The organism is Paraburkholderia terrae, from assembly GCF_002902925.1.
Lineage (GTDB): Bacteria > Pseudomonadota > Gammaproteobacteria > Burkholderiales > Burkholderiaceae > Paraburkholderia > Paraburkholderia terrae.
The window spans coordinates 2421802-2438632 of the sequence record NZ_CP026113.1 but is presented as its reverse complement, the minus strand read 5'-3'; the positions used below and the strand labels follow the sequence as shown (position 1 = coordinate 2438632).

The following is a 16831-nucleotide window of genomic DNA, read 5'->3' as shown; positions in this document are numbered from 1 at the left end:
ACAGACTCTCGCTGTGATGCAACGGACAGCTCACGCACGGATCATGTCCGAAAATCTTGATCAGAAGAGCAAGCCGTGGGTTTTATCGCCAACGACGCCATCAGCGACTAGACCATGACTGAGCTGAAATGCCATGACGGCGGCTTGGGTATTGCGCCCGAAGTCGCCGTCGACGAGCAGATGTGTACCCTTGTTGTTCAGTGCAGTCTGTAACGCTGCGACATCAGGTCCACGATCTCCTAACGTCAGCAGAGAAGCGGTGGCGACACCGGCTTTTGGTGCATCACCGAAGACACCGTCTGCCGCCCACTTACGAATAAGATCGTCTCCGCACTCGAAATGCATCCCGTCCTCAGTACGAAAGCCGGCGCCCCAAAACCATCCTCTGCTGTTGAAGATGGGCGCAATATCGATCAGGCCTTGTTGCACGCGCCCGTCGCCACGAACGTCCAGTTGCCCGTCGAGCGTGAGATCGATCGCCGTTCCCCACGAGTGATTGCTGATGGCTGTGGTTGATCCGCGCACGAATCGTGCGCAGAGCATTCCCGCATGTCCCAGTGCCGGGTAAATATTCGGACACGCACTCTTGATGTCAGTGAATATATCCTTCAGCGATTCCACGGCGGGGCGCAGGCCTGTGACCTTCAGCGGACCGACTTGATCGCGAACGATCATCGATGCAATAACAGGCAGCGTTGGGTTCTGGCAATCCGAGCTGTAGGTGGCACGAGGATTACCAAGCAGCGAAATCATGGTTTGCTGACGAGCCGCTTTGACGTTCTGATTTATGCCGGAGGGAATTGGCATTAGTGTGGTAATCGACATGTTCGGCTCCTCGGATTGAGACGATTGCTATCGTCTTGTCGGCCACCGCTTGGATCCGGGGTTGATTCCGCAAAACGGATCGACCGCCGCAGCTTCATTACTGTCTATCCGTCATTGCGTGTTGAGGATATAAATGATCGGATATCGAACGGTAACGATATCGACTCAGTAATGTGTCTTCCCTCTATCCGCGTCTACGTTCTACACGGCATACAAATCATCCGGCGCGCATTAGAGTCTGTATGTGGGGGATCACACAATGTGATCAATGTCGCTCTTACGGAATTTGCGCTTTTCACGCTATTGTTGTCGGTTTCGAAACGCCCGATGAGCTGATGACCGTTGCGCGTTCGCGAATGATCGCGGACTTCGTTACTCGGCGCGAAAAAAGCGTACGAACGACGCGGTGAGCGCGTAGCCGAGAACGTAGCCGGCATCTCGAAAGGCGATTCACTTAAGCGCATTGGCCGATGATGTCGGTGGCTGTCACCTAGGATGACTCATGCACTTGGCGCGTTCATCTTGATGGAGGCCTTCATACAGAACGCGGTCGATGTTGACCAGGGAAGAGCCGCAGATCTGCCGACATCTCGCGAAGGACCGCTCACAACGAAGTGGCATTTATTTCTGGGTTATCGCTCGGTCGAGCGACCGTGAGTCTGAGCAGCGCGCTCGCCTCGATACCGCGTCGAATTGCCCACATTTGGTGCGACGTCGAAATAAGCCCCAACTATGATTGACTCGTCTTCGCACTCGCTACCGGGCGAAACAATTGTCACCAATATTTCGCAACTATCTTTTAGTTATTGGAAGAGTTGGACTTCCGATGGCAAAAAACTATGTACCTGGAGTCTCAATTCGTTTGTTCTGTCACGACCAAAGGCTTTTGGGTACATATCACGCGGTGTCGAAAATTGGGTGCTTGCAGTTTGAATGAGTTGGGCATATTTCAAATCCCTTAAAGCGACAGAACCAGAAGTTCGCCACCTGACACGACAAGATATTCGAAAAGTACTTTGGAATGCGCCTGCCTGCTTCCTAAGCTAGGAAGGGGCTGCGGTAAAGCCGCGGATTCGTTGCCTGGCGGGAAAGGTAAACGGGAATCGGAAACGGGAAAAGGAGGCACCTCAGATGCCACTCACTTTTGATGAACTGATCGAGCTCCTGGACAAGTCCATCTCGGTGGCCGGCGATAGCAAGTCGAAAAAGGCGCTCCTCGCCGATATTTTCCAGCCGATGACCTATGGCGAAGACACGGAACTCGACCCGGATGTCGTCCTCGACCTGCCGCAGACGCAAACGATTCTTGCGAAACTGATCACGCTCACGACGAACGAAACGAAGGCTTCCTATGGGGCACGGCCTGAACTGCGCGCCGAGCGGCTCACCGCGTTGAAGAAGGTTCAGAGCTGGGTCGCCGGCGGTTCAACAACGAGCCCCGTCTTCAGCAACGTCAATCGCTTCCATGTGGCCGTGCAGGTGGCGCTTCGAGTGAGACGCCCGAGTTCGATGAACCAGGGGCCCCAGGGCTTCTGCGGTCCGGCTTCGATCCTGGTGCCGGTGGTGCGTGGTTGTCCTTTGGACTACGTCGGCTTCGTCGGGGACCTCTTCGACAAGGGGATTGCACGCTTCGGTGAAACGGACGTCGATGTCCAGCAGGCCAACCCGTTCCGGCACGGCTGGACGGCCGACTGCGGTCCGGCGGCCGACTTTATCGCGTTGGGGAGCCTGCGCTGCAACGTCGAAGCGTTCGTCTCCGCTCCGTTGGGCGGCGGTCAGGCTTTCGACTTCCTGAGCGAAGAAAGCCACGCGACGACGCCGGGGCAGATCGAGATGCTGCTCAAGCAGGCGGGCTACCGGACCGTTCAGAACCAGGCGCTCACCGATTACACGTCGCCGCGCGACGGCACGCGGCTCAGCACCGCCGGCACCAACCTGACGAGCTGCACGAGTCTGTTCAGGCGCGCGCCGGACTGCGTGGTCATCATGCTAGTACATGGGATCCTCGCCTCGCATGCGAAACGCAATAAGGTGATCGAAGGCGATGCGCATGTGCCCAAGCTTTCCGATCTCCATTGGATTCTCGTGCGGCGGATCGAAGCCGACGCGCCCAACGTGCCGACCGGACGTGTGAAGATGAAGCTCTATACATGGAAGTGGACCGGCCTCGGCGATTTCGCGATGAAGGACTTCCTGCCGCGCTACTACGGCTATGTCAGCGCGGAGCTGTGATCGAGCAGAGTCCTCAACGAGAATCGGACTGTGCGACCAGCGACCGCGCTTTCCGGTTCTCGTCGAGCGTCGTGAATGCCCATGCGAGATCGAAGGGGGCGACCTTGCCCAGTTGCGTAACGCGTCCGAGTGCATGCACGGTATAGCGCGTGCCGGTGCGAAGCGGCTCATAAGGCGTGCAGATTGCGGTGTTGCGCGCAGCATCCGCCGCCGTCAACGGGGCAATCTTGCAAGCCACTTTTTTACCCCGGTGATCACGCAGTTCGACACTGCGTAGTTCGATGTGGGCGTTGGGCCCGCCCGACAGCGTGAGCGGAAAACCGAGCACCTGCCCGCGATACCGCGCATCGGCGCCCATCGGATCGGGTTGCTCGTTGTTGACCCATGCGGTGGGCACCCCGCGCTGGCCATCGTATGGCCATGCCACGAGTTCCGTTTCAGAAAGTGTGGGCGCAATGTCCGCAAAATCGACGACGGTCACGGAACTGGATCCTACGATCGACGCTTCGCCCGCGCGTGCCCAGTCAAACAGGATTGCGCCGCGATGATAAGGCGACGCAAAAATATCCTCGATCGGTGTGTCGACGGGACGCGGGCCGCCAAACACCGCGAGGACTTCACTCGCGCCATACGCTGGCGTATGCAGCCTCACCCGCGTGATCACGTCGACGCCGGTGAAACCGGGTCTACCTTCGATTTCATCGTGCGTGCCGACCCGGTTAATGTCGAGGTAGTGGGCATGGTCTGCCGCGGCCTCGGCGAGCTTGTCGTCGACTGCGATGAGGGGCAACCCGGCTTCTTCGCGACGGGCATTCACGTAATCGAGCGCCGTGGGTTCACCAACCCGGATGGTGTTCGAGGGCCCGGGCGCATACCGTAACCGCACGATGGGTCCTTGATAGGGCGGCTCCGGTTTTTCGATCTGGGCCACTTTGGTTGCGCATCCTGCGAGCGCGGTGATCGCAACAATGTATGCGGCGAATATTGTTCTCTGCATCTGGTTCTGCCGATAGTTCACGTACCAACCGCATTTATCGGCGGCACATCGCGAAAGTTGAGACCACTCTAAAGTTCGCGGGCAGCGTGCCGTAATCGATAAAGGTGAGCCCGTCCCGTCGGATTGGATGGGCAGATCAAAAATCAGCGCCCACGCAGGCGCGACGAAAAACTGAACCTCCGAGGGGTTTTCATTGAGAGCATTGGGCAAGGCAAGGCCAATATGGCTTGCCGCGATTACCATTTTTGCCGTTACCGGGTGCGCTAATCCTGGCGGCGTCCAGCAAGCAGACGGGCCCAGAAGCACTTCGACGGACCAGGGCGACCTCAACATCTTCGAGAGCACGTTCGCGAATCCCGATCCCTGTGCAAACAGCAATCGCAACATCGGCATTGCCGTGGGTGCGGGCGTCGGTGCCATTCTTGGCGCCGTGATCGCCAACAAGAACAAGGTTGCGGCGGCGGCAATTGGCGGAGCCGCTGGCGGCCTTGCAGGCGGGCTGATTGGTCATGCTGTCGACAGTCGACGTTGCGCGTTATCGAAAATCGCCGCGAAGCACGATCTGACATACTCGTCGGCCCCGCTCGAAGTCAGGGCGGCGGATACGGGAAAAACAGAGCAGGTCGGAAGCTCGTTCACAGTTGTCGACACGGCGCGCCATACCCAGTTCGAAACGGGCTCGGCAGAACTCACGCCGGACGCGAAAACCTACTTCGGCGAGATTGCTGAACAGTACCGGACATCGACTCGCGTCGCGGAGGCTTCCACGGATGCCGAGAAAGCGGCCGCGGCACAGACAAAAATCCTGCTGATCGGCCATACCGACGATACAGGCAACTCCGAACTGAATGCCGATCTGTCGGAGCGCCGTGCCCGCACAGTGGCGCGTCTGTTCGCGGAACACGGCATCGCACCACAAAACGTCTTCTATCAAGGTGCGGGCGAGACCCTGCCGATCGCCGACAACCGGACGGATGAGGGACGCGCGAAGAATCGTCGGGTTGAAATCGTCGATCTCACGGGTCTGAGGCCCGACATCCTGCAAAGCTATGTGGGCAGCCGGGTTCCGAAATATCAATACTATCGGGCCGCGACACCGCAACCGAACGCCCAGTCGATGCGAACGGCGATCGCAAAGCCAGCCCGGAAACAGGAAGAGGCGCGTGTGGCGGATTCGCCGCGCGTGGATAGCCATGTTGCGGCAACCGCGTCCGCAACTCCGGCTCCATCGACGGCTGCTGCCGCACCACACACGCCGCCGACGATTGCAGCTCGTGGCATGTCCGACAGCATCGATTTCGGCTGGCGTGAGGCGTCGCCTGCGGGCATTGGTCTCCAGTTTGCGGCTGCTCCTGCGCCGTCGTCCTCCTTCTCGTTCCTGTCCACGGCGGTCGCCGACGAGGCGCCCGTCTCGAAGAGTTGCGTGAATGACCGTCCGCGCGTTTCGCACGCGATGAAGTCGGTAGCAGATGACCGCGCCGTACCTGTGCGCGATCACGTGCAAAACCTCTATGGAAGCAGTTGGGGTGCGACGCTCAATGGACAGTATCTCGCGCTGAAGGACGTCTCCGTCCTTCGAAACGGCTCGACCGCAGGTACGAAACCAACCCTGCTGGTGTGGAAAGACTACGAACGGAACGGCGGGCTGAGCGGTCCTGCGCAGGTGCGACTGTCACCCGACGTCAACGCCTATGCCGTCAAGGGAGGTGTGCTGTACCGGTTGTTCGTCAACAATGCCGGCGTATTCGACTGCGCTGACATCATCTTCGCAAACGGTAAGGCGACCGCCGGCGAACTCGTACGCCACAAGAGCAATCAGTATTTCACGGTTGATTACGTGCCCGTTATCGCACGAACATAAGAACAGGAAAGACGATCATGATGGACTTCATTCAGGCTAATCTGAGCACCGTCATCTGGTGGGTGGTAGCCGCACTCCTTGCTGTCGGTACATTTTCGTATCGTTCGACGCTCGAGTTCTGGCTGAACCACTGGAAATACACATTCCCGGTGCTCGGCAAGACCGCGCGTCTCTCCCGGCACGGCATTCACGGTCAGGGCGGATGGACCGATTCCGAACGCACGCTTTGCGGCGACTACAACAAGTTCATTTCTTATCTCTCGAAGGCCGAGTTCAGCAAGCGCAACGAGTATCTCGCCAAGGCCGACGACAGCGGTCGTTCGCCGACGCCGCTGTGGCTGATGGTGCTGCTGACGGTACTCGTCATTGCAGAAGGCCTGGGCTTCTCGTATCTGCTAGGCAGCTGGATGGCACGCGATGGCAGCGCAAATACGCATACGTTGCTAATGGTGGCGATCGTGCTAGTAATTTGCGTGATCATGGTGTTCCTGACGCACGTGGCAGGACATCAGCTGTATCGCTCGAATCTTGTTGCACGGTGCCGGAAGCAATGGAGGCAGGACAAGACGCAGGAGCGCTTCTCGAGTCGCAAGGTCAAGCTCGATGAGGATCAGTCGGTGGATGATCAGGAGCCTGACTATACGCAGGTAGCGAACCGTGTGGGTACGAGCCACAGCTATTTCATGGTTGGCCTGGCAGTCGTCGTCATTCTGGCGATCGCTGTGACGTCGACGTGCATGCGGTGGAGCAATCTGAATGCGGAACAGACCCGGGAAGCGATGGGCGTGAGCCAGGGCGCGGACGCAGGCAATCCGTTTGCAAATGGCAACGGGGTGCCGGCTGAATTGGTGGCCAGTCAGAAGGCGGCGGATGATCGCGCGCGGGCAGAGGAATCGTCGTCCACGCGCAGCGAAGGTGCCGCTGCTTTTATTACACTTGCGATCATTTTCGTTGTGACGCAGGTCGTCGGCATTTTTGGCGGGTTTGCATGGGGCTTTGGTGGCCGGGAAAGTCGTGCGGCGTGGAAGACCACAAAGGGCTTCACGACGTTCGAGGACTACAACAACTACTACGCGCCGTTGCGGTCCATCGCGCAGTCGCAGCTGGAAAACCTGCAGAAGCGGATGGCCGAAAACGCTGACATTTCGGGTAAGACGTTTTCGAAGACCTTCCGCAATTACGTGCTTGAACAGCGCGCGCTGTCCGATCTGGACGCGGACCCGGTTCGCGCGCAGTCGGCGCAGGCATCGACGGGTGTCGCATCTGAGATGTCCGAGAAAAAGGAAGTCGTAGTGCCGGCTTCGCCAATCGTCGCGGACACCATCGCGAAGCCTGCCGTCGCGGAAGAGGTAGCGAACGCTTCCATCGACAGCATCGTGTTGGAGATCGAGGGAGCATCCGATGTCACGCGCAAGAAGGAGCTTATCTACGGTCTCTCCGAGCCGGTACGGACGCAGGTGATCAATGAGATCAAGGCACGTAAGGAGCGAGCCGAGCACGCAAAGAACGCACTCGAGTCGCAGCTCGATGATCTCTTCAAGGTTTGACGGTTGACCATGATCCGACATCTCAGGTATTCATTCGTCGCGGCCGCGTTGAGTCTCGGCGCGGGTAGCGTACTGGCGGGGATCAGTAACGATGTTCCGAGCTGTTACGCAGCGAACCATATCAAGGCGGTTCCGGGCGGAGTCGATCGCGAACTCTTCATTGCAGTCGATCAGACGACCGTCTTCGATGAAAAGCTGCAGGCGCAGATTGCGGCGACAGCATCCGCCGCCATCAAGCCGGGAAGTGCTTACACATTGCTCGACTTCTCGGCCTTTTCGCAAGGTCGCTATACGGAAGTCGTGACACGCGGGGTTATCGAATCGCCAATCCCGGAGAAACTGCGCGACGACATCAGCGAACGTGCGTTACGCACCTTCGATGCATGCATGACGGGCCAGTCCGCGTTTGCGCGAAAATCCCTGCTGACTGCCGTCGCGCAGGTTCAGTCGGCAGCGACCAACGACCTTGCGAGGTCGGACATACTCGCCGCGTTGAAGGACATCAGCGACAAGGTGCGTGCGTCGTCTGCTCCGGACCGGGTTGTGTTCCTGGCGTCGGATATGCTCGAGAACAGCTCAGTTTCGAGCTTCTATGCACACAACACTGTCCGGCACATCGATCCAGCAGCGGAAATGAAGAAAGCGAATGCGGCTGGTTTGATCGGCGATTTTGGCGGAGCCAGAGTGTATGTGCTTGGAGCAGGCTTGCTCTCCGGTGATGCAAAGGTAAAGAATGCCTATCGCGATCCGCAGACGCTAACGGCATTGAAGCAATTCTGGACGCTGTATTTCCAACAGTCGAATGCAAAGCTTCAGGAGTTTGGTGCGCCCGCTTTGCTGAACCCGGTTGCGTACTGAACGTGCTTCTTCTCACTGGGTTTATACGCCACTGAAGATTATCTCTTTTGTTGCTGTTGCGTTGCCAGGGTAGGGCATTCTTGCTCTATGGCGCGGTTATGGTGATCGTCGCATGGTCTGGGTTGGGCAGTGGTCGGGTTAGCGGTCGATGTCTGGCGGTTGTTCGGCCATTGCCGACGTTCGACGAGGAGTCCTTCTACGTCAGCAAAGTAGCGCGTTGCAGACGTTCGCGAGGTCGAATCGCGGAGCAATCGCCTCCGGCATCAGTTGTAATAGCCTAGACTAAATCTGACAGTAGTCGGTTTCTCGTGCCGTTGCGCGTGGGCGCGGAGGACGTAGTCCGAAGCGGCGACGCGCAACGGTGAACCGCAAGGAGTCCACCATGACTCAGGAACAGAAAGTCATCCGCGCCAAGGTCGGTATGCTCGAACTGGCGCGGCAACTGGGCAATGTCAGTCAGGCCTGCCGGGTAATGGGCTATTCCCGCGACAGCTTCTACCGCTTCAAGGAACTGTACGACAAGGGTGGTGAAGCGGCCCTGCAGGAAATCTCCCACCACCGCCCGCTGCTAAAGAACCGCGTGGATCCCCAGGTCGAGGCCGCGGTGATCGAACTGGCCCTGGAACTGCCCGCTTACGGCCAGATCCGTATTGCCAACGAGGTGCTCAAACGCCACGCCCTCAGCGTCTCGCCACAGGGAGTGCGTAGCATCTGGCTGCGCCATGATCTTGAGACCATGAACAAGCGCCTGAAGGCGCTGGAGGCGAAGTCCGCCCAGGAAGGGCTGGTGCTGACCGAATCGCAGCTCACCGCGCTGGAGCGGGCCAAGCTGGAAAAGGAAACGCATGGCGAATTCGAATCTGAATGTCCCGGCTACTGCGGCGCCCAGGATACCTTTTATGTCGGCACCCTCAAGGGCGTCGGCCGCGTCTATCAGCAAACCTTCGTCGACACTTACTCGAAGGTGGCGTTTGCCAAGCTCTACGACCGCAAGACCCCGCTGCCGGCGGCCGACCTGCTCAATGATCGCGTCGTACCGTTCTTCGACAGCTACGGTATTCCGCTTGCTCGCGTTCTGACTGACCGGGGTACCGAGTACTGCGGAAACCCCGAGCATCACGAATATGAGCTCTATCTGGCCGTGGAGAACATTGATCACACCCGCACCAAAGCTCGTTCTCCACAGACCAACGGCATCGTCGAACGACTTCACAAGACCATGCTCAACGAGTTCTATCGCATCGCGTTCCGCAGGAAAATCTACGATTCGATCGCAGCCCTGCAGACCGATCTCGACGCATGGCTTGACCAGTACAACAATGAGCGCGAACATCAAGGGCGATGGTGTTACGGCAAGACACCTATGCGTACCTTCCTCGACTCACTCGAACTTGCCAGGGAGAAACTGATTCCTCACTGAATCGCCTTCCTTCATTCGCTTCCCCGACTACCTGTCAGGTCCGGTCCAGGCTAATACACATCAGTCAAACTAGACCTGCCGGCCAGAAGCAATTTCATCGTCGCGCGGCACGGTTCGATGCATTCGTGAGACTCGCTCGGGACGCGCGTCTACTTGGCCGCCGCATGTGCCGCTCCGTTATCGCGTGCCGTGCAACTTGTTCCGGAATCGTGCGTCGTACCGCGAACGATAAATGCAGCCAGAATGCCGCTAGACAGAACGCCAAGCCAAAACGACATTTGCACTCGCGTTCGATGCCGTCTCCAATACGGCGTTGCTGCGTGACGCTTCAGTTCTTCAATCACCACGCGGCCTTTATCCTCAGCGCTCGTAAGCCGCTCACGAGCGCTGAGGATGATAGAAGTACGCCATTCGGGCGACTCTTCCTCGTGATGCTTCGCCAGCAATGCCATCACGGTGCGAAATGCTCGGATGTGCTCATACACGAACGCAACACCCTTTGCTTGGGCCGGATCAAGCAACCCGATCTTTTCCACGTTGGCCTCAAACACAGGGCTTCCACGTTCTGGCATCTCGCGCAGCGTCAGTTCGCCACCGGTACTTGCACGGCCATGCATCGCTGTAAGGATGTTCTTTAGCAGCGGGATGCCTTCTGCGTGAGATTCGAGCTCACCGGCAAGGGCAGCGGCGAGCGCTTGGCTATCGCGAAAGCGCCGGTAGTCTTCAGCAAGGAAATTGTTGAAATAGCCGCCCACCAACACGCCGAGAAAACCGACAAGTGCAGTTCCCGCCCCTACATCAGCCATGTGTTTTCCTTATTCGATTTGGCCCGATGTGCAGTGTAGCCGAACTGGAAGCGCATACAGCAGCGCTGCCTCATGACGGCAGCCGCACGCTCGCGCCGCAGCGTTCTGCCTGAAGCGCGGACGCAAGCGGGTCTCCGGTCTTGCTTCAGGCTTCCAGCGCTGGCCGGATGCGAGACGCATCACGCGCCATCTCGTCAAACTCCCAGAATTCAACATCAGGCGGGACTAGATGGCCGTATGTCTTTAGGTAGTAAGCGGCGAGCGTCAATCCGCGTTTCGTGCATTCGTGCCGAAGAACAAACATGACTTTCCTGTAGTCTGCCGGCGCTAGGCTGAAGTAGTACATCGCCTCGTTCCAGACGGTCAGCTTGGCCGACGGGATGTTTGATCCTGTTGTCCAAGTGCTCGATTTGCATTCAACGATGATTTTCCGCGCGTCGCAGCCTAGATCAAAGGCGTGGCCCTTCTTCTGCGCGCCAATCCCGACCATCACCTTGAGATTCTGGTTCAGGGCGATGCCGCGACTTGCAAAGAACTGCCTTGCGTTTGCTTCAAACTCACGGCCTGCGTGGGCATTCGAGATAGCGCCTACGCGCTGGTGCGTCATGTCGCGGTTCATCGCTGTATGGATGTTGTTTTGTGATGCGGCAATTCTAGCGGGCGGCTTGAAAAGCGTCTCGACTATTTAGTTGCTCTGACGCGTGTCCGAAGCCATCTAGTACGGAAGCCAAGAGGTATCGTTGCACGCCCAAATACGCGGCGCAGCAGGCGCACAACTGGTTAGGCACGACTTGGATTTTGCCATCTCGCTAGATGAATTCGGGTCCGGCAGGCCGCATTGCGCGCTACAGAGCTGACGTTCGAGTCCCAACGGCAGCTTCGCGGCGACGTGGGTATACGCACACTCTCGGCCATAATGCGTCATTCGCCTGAACCGTTGCACGGACATTCAAATGTCGGCTTTGACCAGCAAACGGCCATTCAGTCTCCGATGGCGTACATCACTTCATCGGCCTTAACCGGCATTCGGCTAGGCTCGGTTCTACGTCAGCAATAAGCCTGATTGCTGACGGTGGCGGCATCGAGCAGCCCGACGTCAGTTCCCTCCACCAGCGAACTTTCACTCTCGACATGTCTCTGCCGCTCGGATTAGCGAGACAACAACGACCGCTTCCACGCTGCAACGGTCATTTAACCGCGTCGTATTGTTTTTTTACTTGTCGGTTGCAACAGCGTTGCTTTTGTTATCGGTTAACCTATATTACTCACCGATTCGAGTGTTAATATTGCGCCGACATTAATTCCGGCCTGACGGAGCGGTCGGGTATCTGGCTCCTCTCTGCCCCAAGTATTTCCGTATATCATTCGGCTGCTCTTGATAATCGTCCGGCTGCTCTCGTCACGCAGGATCCATGATTCACCATACCGAAACGGCTTGACTTTTGTTTTAATTAGAAAATATATTTCTTTTAAAAAATCATCAAAATTTTTGAATCTTGATACTGAATACTCGTACAAAGCGTCTGGGTCATTCATAAATGACCTGGCATCTACGGTCACAGTATTCGAAAAATCGACCGGCGCCAATTTATTTGCTTGCTGTCCGGCTGTATGAATTCCGAGGTTGGCAAGCTTTTTTATCAAGCGCTCCGCAAGCACGGACGCGGGAGTCTTTCTAGCATCGATATATGAGACGGAAGTCGATAATCCATCGAGTTTGGTATCGTCAAATCGCACGGGGAGGATGTACTCACGGCGAGATCGTAGGGCAGCCGAAAGTGCGTGCCGCTTTTCATGCGTTGTCCAAGCCTTCTGCTTGTACGCATCAGAGATAAAAATCACAACCAACTCGGATTCGCTCTCATATATCTGGGCTAATCTTTCAGTCAGATCTTTTCCCCACAGTTCGACATCTTCGAACGCGTCGTAGAATACACGTATTCCCCGCGTTTTAAGATGACCTGCGACAAGTTCTACGTACGGACGGTCTTCCCCCGCGAAGGATAAACTCACGTCGTAAGGCTTTCCAGTCGGCGAAGCGTTTTCCATATTGCATTCCTCGTTACTCAAAGCCTCGCAATGCGGAGCGAATCCAGGTCGAGCGGCCACGGGAGTCCGACGACACCTCGTGCCCTTTTTAAAGAACACCTTCTACCTCAGGATTGTTCCGGTTAACGACTACTACGTACATCCTTTCGACATAGGAGTCCGTGTGGCGTCGCACACATGAAAACGCCCCGGTTCCTGATGGTCGGCTCTTCTGAGCAATTTCAACGTTCGAAAGTCTGTGTTGATACGCAATGGTCGACTTCGGAAGATCACAGTTCGGCGATGAGCCAGAGTCGCCCAACCAGCCTCCGACTCCGGCTGGCGTTAAGGTTTATTCGACGCCTGCCGACATGCGCGGAGGGATGCAGATTCCTGCCTAGCAGGCATCGAATAAACCTCAACGAGGTCGGTCTGAACGATGGCGGACAGGGAAAGTGCGCACTCTTTCGCCGCCTTCATAGCGACTGCACGGGATAATTTATCTACGTCCGACTGACGCCAATCGGTGGTTTCGGCTAGCTATCCGTTCGTTATAGCCATCATCCGGCCAATGGCATCGCCCTGACGCGCCCCGTCGTGCACTTCCCGGGCTGTTCGGTTCGGAGCTGGAGATGCCAGCATGCTCAGGCGCGCCCGTTCTGGCGGGAAGACGCACCACGTGCGGTCGTCGTGCCGGAAGAAATAGATACGGATTGGGCTGTCATGTCGGCCTCCTTCGACACGGACGTAGCGATTTCCGCGCTCGCGTACGCGGCTGAATTGCGTGACACGAACCGGAGAAACCATCGACGGAGCGAGCCACTTCTCGACGATCCATCGCAGCGATGTTTCGGGCGTCTTCATTTTTGCTTCTCCGTTGCGGTCCAAGGAGTGCGCGAAGCCTGCGCACCGCGGAGGGGCCGACTTCGCCCCCCGGCGCAGCGCGATGTAAACCTTACGATGTTCTCTATTGCCAAAAAGCCGCTTCCCGGATCGGGCAGGCGTCTACTTGCTGCGTGAAGGGGGTGCCGTTCTTCAGTAACACCGTAAAATCGTATGTACAGCCGGGCTCCCGGTCGGAGGGATCGATCAAGACGGACCATTCCGCCCGTAGTTCGGGCATGTTCAGCAAATTCGGTCCTCTAAACGGGTCATAATCGTGCGAGACGAATACGGCGACGATGGGCTCGGTAGTGTGATTGATCACCCGAACGGGCTGGCTTCCCATGCTGGCTTCAGCGTGCGTCGAAGCGACCGCGACGCCAACCGCGCAAACTGCGGCGAACCCCTTGAAAAAACGCGCGAAAGACTTAAGAGTGTTCATTTCTCATCTCCGGTTAGTATCGACAACCGCGCTGTCGATGAAATCCATTCTCGTCATGGCGAGGCGCCGTCGAAATCCCGCAGGTGTCGGAGCGAAGGAACGATGTTTGTCGGAACGCCGATGCGACATTTGTCGGATACACCGGCTCGAAGCGGTGCGATACGCTGCAAGCGAGTGAACGTTCATCAAACGCAAGACCGGCAGGCGCTATGAACAATCAGGACCTTTTAAAAGTGCTGCTTCTCGAAGACGAAGGCGTGCAGCGTGCGGGAATCAGAGCATTGATCCAGATGGCGGCGCCGCGCGCGCAGATTCACGAGGCATCTTCGTACGACAGCGCCATTCTCGCGATCCAGAATGTCGCCTTCGATATTGCCTTTCTGGACTACGACCTGCGCGGCGCATCGAACGGTCTCGATGTGCTGCGGAAAATGCGCGAACTCGATATCGACACGCGCGCGATCATGCTTTCCTCGTATCGCGACCGCGAACTGGTCCTCGCCTGCATCGATGCGGGCGCCGCAGGCTATATCACCAAGGAGATGGACGCTACGAACCTGTTCGAGCGCGCATTGGATACGGTTTTCATGGGCGGCGTCTTCCTGCCCGCTTCGGCGCTCGGAAAAGGCGGCCATTCGCCCGCATCGAACGTGAATGTGCAAGGCAGCGACATCGATTCGCTCGGCATCCGGGGGCGGCGGCTCGAGGTCCTCTACTACCTTTGCCAAGGCCTGCCGAACAAGACCATCGCACGAAGAATGGGCGTATCCGAGGAGACGATCAGGAAAGACTACAACCCGACGCTTTTCCGCATCTTCGGCGTGGCCCGGCGAACGGAACTCATTCTGGAGGTTTCCCGGCGGAACATCGTTGTTCCGACGCCTCAGGCGCCGGACGGTCTGCAAGCAGGGCATTGAGCGCCCGCACGATATCCGCTGGCGAAAAGGGTTTGCGCAGCATGCCGATAGCGCGTGAGCCGGCGAGGCCCAGTGTCGACGGATCATCCACCAGAAAGAGCACCGGCACTTCCTTGTCGAGGTACGCACGCGCGCGCGCCAGGATGTCGGTCGCGTTGACCGTGCTATCGAACGCGTGATCCGCGAGGATAGCGTCCGGCGTCATTTCGAGTTTGCGCAGCAGGTCAATGAAATCGGCGAATGACTCCGCTTCATCGACAATGAGGCCGAAGGACCGTAAGCACTCGACGATCGATTCGCGTATCAGTGTGCGTTCCTCCAGAACAAGAACATAGCGCCCTGCTAGTTCGGGTGCGGGAATGTCCGCGCCGAGGGCCGTCGCGGGCGAATGCGCACTGCGGCCCCCGGCGATGGGAAGCTGTACGGAAAATCGGCTTCCGCTTCCCTTTCTCGACCCGAATTCCAGACGGTGCTCGCGCAGTCTGCCGATCATCGCGTTCACGAGAGACAAGCCGATGCCCGCGCCGCGATTCGTGTCGTGCGTCGGATTGCCGATCTGGAAGAACGGCTTGAAGATATCGTCCCAGTGAGTCTCATCGACGCCGATGCCATTGTCGACCACATCGACTCGTGCAAATCTCTTCAGACCGATCACGCCGACGATCACGGTTGAGTGCTGCGCGCGACGCGCATCTGAGTACTTGATGCCATTCGAAATCAGGTTGAGGAAGATCCGTCGAAGGAAGGAGAAGTCGCTTCGAACGAGAAGACTGGCCTGCCGGCTCGCCTTGTAGCGGATCGCGACTCCGCATGCCGATGCGGTGCCGCTCATCGACGTGATCACCTCTCTGAGCAATGCGTCGAGATTGATGTCTTCGTATACCGGATTCGTCAGTCCCGATTCGATCCTAGAAAGGTCGAGCACGTCATTGAATGACTTGTTCATAATCTCGCCGGCTTCTTGCAGCTTCGCGGCCCAGTCACGCGCAAGCGCGAGGTTGCCGTTGTCGATGGCGGCGGAAATCGGCTGGACGAGCGTGAGCATAGCGGTGGCTGGCTGGCGGACATCATGTATCGCGGCCGCGATGAAGTAAGACTTCTCCTTGTTGCTAGTTTCGGCCAGCTTCCGCCGCTCCTCGACGCTCCTGATGAGCGCGTCGGTCCGATTCTCGAGATCACGTTTCGATTCGGCCAGCGCAGAGTTGAGCGATTTGAGTTCGGCGTTGTTTCGTTCTTCCTGCATCCGCGCAGTATCGAGTTGTCGCTGTCTCGTGAAATCGGTGCGCGATGTTCGTTCGAGCTCGATCGCGACCACGCTGCCGATCGCGACGAAGGCGACAAGATAGCCCGATGGAACCCAGAAGTAATACCCGGTCATCGATATGAGCATTCCCTCTTCGGCGCCGATGTGAGGTTTGAAGTAGAGCGTCAGGATGCTCGCCATCGCACCGATGGCAGCCACCCCGATTGCAGGTCTGGAGCGCAGCCGTGTCAGCCCGAAGAGAAACATGAGAATCAGACTCAGCCCGACAAAGTAGTAGTTCATCGCATACGGCAGAGGCAAGACCCAGATCATCGCGAGATTGACCGCGTAGATCGTCAGGATGATCAGCGCGATGGACAGCGTGGCGAACCACTCTCGTTCGAACAGTCTGCGGCTGATGATCGCAAGACCAGTCAACAGAACGGCGATGCCTGTTCCGCGCAGCGCTAGCAGCGGCTTCAATACCGCATTGAAAGTCGGGTTGCTATGGGCAAAATAGAAATCCCAGCCGGAGAACAATGTCCATGTTGCTAGTCCGAGTACGAGTGCGGCGCACCTGTGAGGATAGAAGCGCTTTCCATATTCGAGCAGATACGCGTCTTCCGTGCCGCGAGCGAATCTTTCGGGCGGAGCGAAAATCTCCCACCAGGCAAAAGCGGTGCGCGCATCCATCTGAACGGCTCCGTCAGCGACGACCTTGCATCGAGTGTCCATCACATTCGATGCAGCCTGGTGTCCAAGATAGGCAACAA

General features: G+C 57.6%; 14 protein-coding genes. 6 read left to right on the top strand and 8 right to left on the bottom strand.

The genetic code is table 11. From position 1 onward, the window contains the following. Nucleotides 1–60 precede the first annotated feature (60 nt). Nucleotides 61–825, bottom strand: a complete 765-nt coding sequence (locus C2L65_RS45905; protein ID WP_042305569.1) for a peptidoglycan-binding protein — start codon at nt 823–825, stop codon at nt 61–63. 1131 nt (nt 826–1956) lie between these two features. On the opposite strand from C2L65_RS45905, the gene C2L65_RS40635 reads away from it, so the two are divergent. After that, entirely contained in the window at nt 1957–3057 is a 1101-nt protein-coding gene (locus C2L65_RS40635; protein ID WP_042305568.1) for a hypothetical protein, read from the top strand. A gap of 13 nt (nt 3058–3070) precedes the next feature. Here C2L65_RS40635 and C2L65_RS40630 read toward each other — a convergent pair whose 3' ends face one another. Continuing rightward, complete coding sequence (locus C2L65_RS40630) at nt 3071–4474, bottom strand: CAP domain-containing protein (RefSeq protein ID WP_233446662.1); 1404 nt, start codon at nt 4472–4474, stop codon at nt 3071–3073. On the opposite strand from C2L65_RS40630, the gene C2L65_RS40625 reads away from it, so the two are divergent. From C2L65_RS40625 to C2L65_RS40610, 4 genes are all read left to right on the top strand, one after another. Beyond that, the gene (locus C2L65_RS40625; protein WP_158660429.1) at nt 4452–5915 is read left to right on the top strand and encodes an OmpA family protein; all 1464 of its coding nucleotides are present in this window, start codon (nt 4452–4454) and stop codon (nt 5913–5915) included. The genes C2L65_RS40630 and C2L65_RS40625 overlap by 23 nt on opposite strands. 17 nt (nt 5916–5932) lie before the next feature. Further along, nucleotides 5933–7462: a hypothetical protein gene (locus C2L65_RS40620; protein WP_042305566.1), complete on the top strand. Its 1530-nt coding sequence runs from the start codon at nt 5933–5935 to the stop codon at nt 7460–7462. A gap of 9 nt (nt 7463–7471) precedes the next feature. Then, a complete protein-coding gene (locus C2L65_RS40615; RefSeq protein WP_042305565.1) occupies nt 7472–8320 on the top strand; it encodes a hypothetical protein in 849 nt (282 codons plus the stop codon). A 382-nt stretch (nt 8321–8702) separates the two neighbouring features. Next, nucleotides 8703–9740 (top strand): IS481 family transposase, encoded by a 1038-nt coding sequence (locus C2L65_RS40610; protein WP_042317403.1) that lies wholly within the window; start codon nt 8703–8705, stop codon nt 9738–9740. Nucleotides 9741–9889: 149 nt separating this feature from the next. Here C2L65_RS40610 and C2L65_RS40605 read toward each other — a convergent pair whose 3' ends face one another. The 5 genes from C2L65_RS40605 to C2L65_RS40585 form a co-directional block, all read right to left on the bottom strand. Continuing rightward, the gene (locus tag C2L65_RS40605) at nt 9890–10546 is read right to left on the bottom strand and encodes a hypothetical protein (protein ID WP_042316799.1); all 657 of its coding nucleotides are present in this window, start codon (nt 10544–10546) and stop codon (nt 9890–9892) included. Between the two features lie 145 nt (nt 10547–10691). Next, nucleotides 10692–11165, bottom strand: coding sequence for a hypothetical protein (locus C2L65_RS40600; protein WP_042316798.1), 474 nt, complete (start codon nt 11163–11165; stop codon nt 10692–10694). Between the two features lie 632 nt (nt 11166–11797). Beyond that, nucleotides 11798–12595, bottom strand: coding sequence for a TIR domain-containing protein (locus C2L65_RS40595; RefSeq protein ID WP_052427051.1), 798 nt, complete (start codon nt 12593–12595; stop codon nt 11798–11800). A gap of 519 nt (nt 12596–13114) precedes the next feature. Next, entirely contained in the window at nt 13115–13438 is a 324-nt protein-coding gene (locus C2L65_RS47235) for a hypothetical protein (protein ID WP_345789599.1), read from the bottom strand. 103 nt (nt 13439–13541) lie between these two features. Then, the gene (locus tag C2L65_RS40585; protein WP_042316796.1) at nt 13542–13898 is read right to left on the bottom strand and encodes a hypothetical protein; all 357 of its coding nucleotides are present in this window, start codon (nt 13896–13898) and stop codon (nt 13542–13544) included. Nucleotides 13899–14107: 209 nt separating this feature from the next. Between C2L65_RS40585 and C2L65_RS40580 the strand changes: the two genes are divergently transcribed. Next, a complete protein-coding gene (locus C2L65_RS40580; RefSeq protein ID WP_042316794.1) occupies nt 14108–14815 on the top strand; it encodes a response regulator transcription factor in 708 nt (235 codons plus the stop codon). Here the strand turns inward: C2L65_RS40580 and C2L65_RS40575 are convergent. Next, nucleotides 14739–16751: an ATP-binding response regulator gene (locus C2L65_RS40575; protein WP_042316792.1), complete on the bottom strand. Its 2013-nt coding sequence runs from the start codon at nt 16749–16751 to the stop codon at nt 14739–14741. The two genes, C2L65_RS40580 and C2L65_RS40575, sit on opposite strands and share 77 nt — an antisense overlap. Nucleotides 16752–16831: the final 80 nt, after the last annotated feature.

Bases quoted from the DNA above. Each gene is read 5' to 3' on its own strand.
- C2L65_RS45905 (WP_042305569.1), bottom strand. From the start codon at position 825: ATGTCGATTACCACACTAATGCCAATTCCCTCCGGCATAAATCAGAAC.
- C2L65_RS40635 (WP_042305568.1), top strand. From the start codon at position 1,957: ATGCCACTCACTTTTGATGAACTGATCGAGCTCCTGGACAAGTCCATC.
- C2L65_RS40630 (WP_233446662.1), bottom strand. From the start codon at position 4,474: ATGGCACCGACGCCCGCACCCACGGCAATGCCGATGTTGCGATTGCTG.
- C2L65_RS40620 (WP_042305566.1), top strand. From the start codon at position 5,933: ATGATGGACTTCATTCAGGCTAATCTGAGCACCGTCATCTGGTGGGTG.
- C2L65_RS40615 (WP_042305565.1), top strand. From the start codon at position 7,472: ATGATCCGACATCTCAGGTATTCATTCGTCGCGGCCGCGTTGAGTCTC.
- C2L65_RS40610 (WP_042317403.1), top strand. From the start codon at position 8,703: ATGACTCAGGAACAGAAAGTCATCCGCGCCAAGGTCGGTATGCTCGAA.
- C2L65_RS40605 (WP_042316799.1), bottom strand. From the start codon at position 10,546: ATGGCTGATGTAGGGGCGGGAACTGCACTTGTCGGTTTTCTCGGCGTG.
- C2L65_RS40600 (WP_042316798.1), bottom strand. From the start codon at position 11,165: ATGAACCGCGACATGACGCACCAGCGCGTAGGCGCTATCTCGAATGCC.
- C2L65_RS40595 (WP_052427051.1), bottom strand. From the start codon at position 12,595: ATGGAAAACGCTTCGCCGACTGGAAAGCCTTACGACGTGAGTTTATCC.
- C2L65_RS47235 (WP_345789599.1), bottom strand. From the start codon at position 13,438: ATGAAGACGCCCGAAACATCGCTGCGATGGATCGTCGAGAAGTGGCTC.
- C2L65_RS40585 (WP_042316796.1), bottom strand. From the start codon at position 13,898: ATGAACACTCTTAAGTCTTTCGCGCGTTTTTTCAAGGGGTTCGCCGCA.
- C2L65_RS40580 (WP_042316794.1), top strand. From the start codon at position 14,108: ATGAACAATCAGGACCTTTTAAAAGTGCTGCTTCTCGAAGACGAAGGC.
- C2L65_RS40575 (WP_042316792.1), bottom strand. From the start codon at position 16,751: ATGGATGCGCGCACCGCTTTTGCCTGGTGGGAGATTTTCGCTCCGCCC.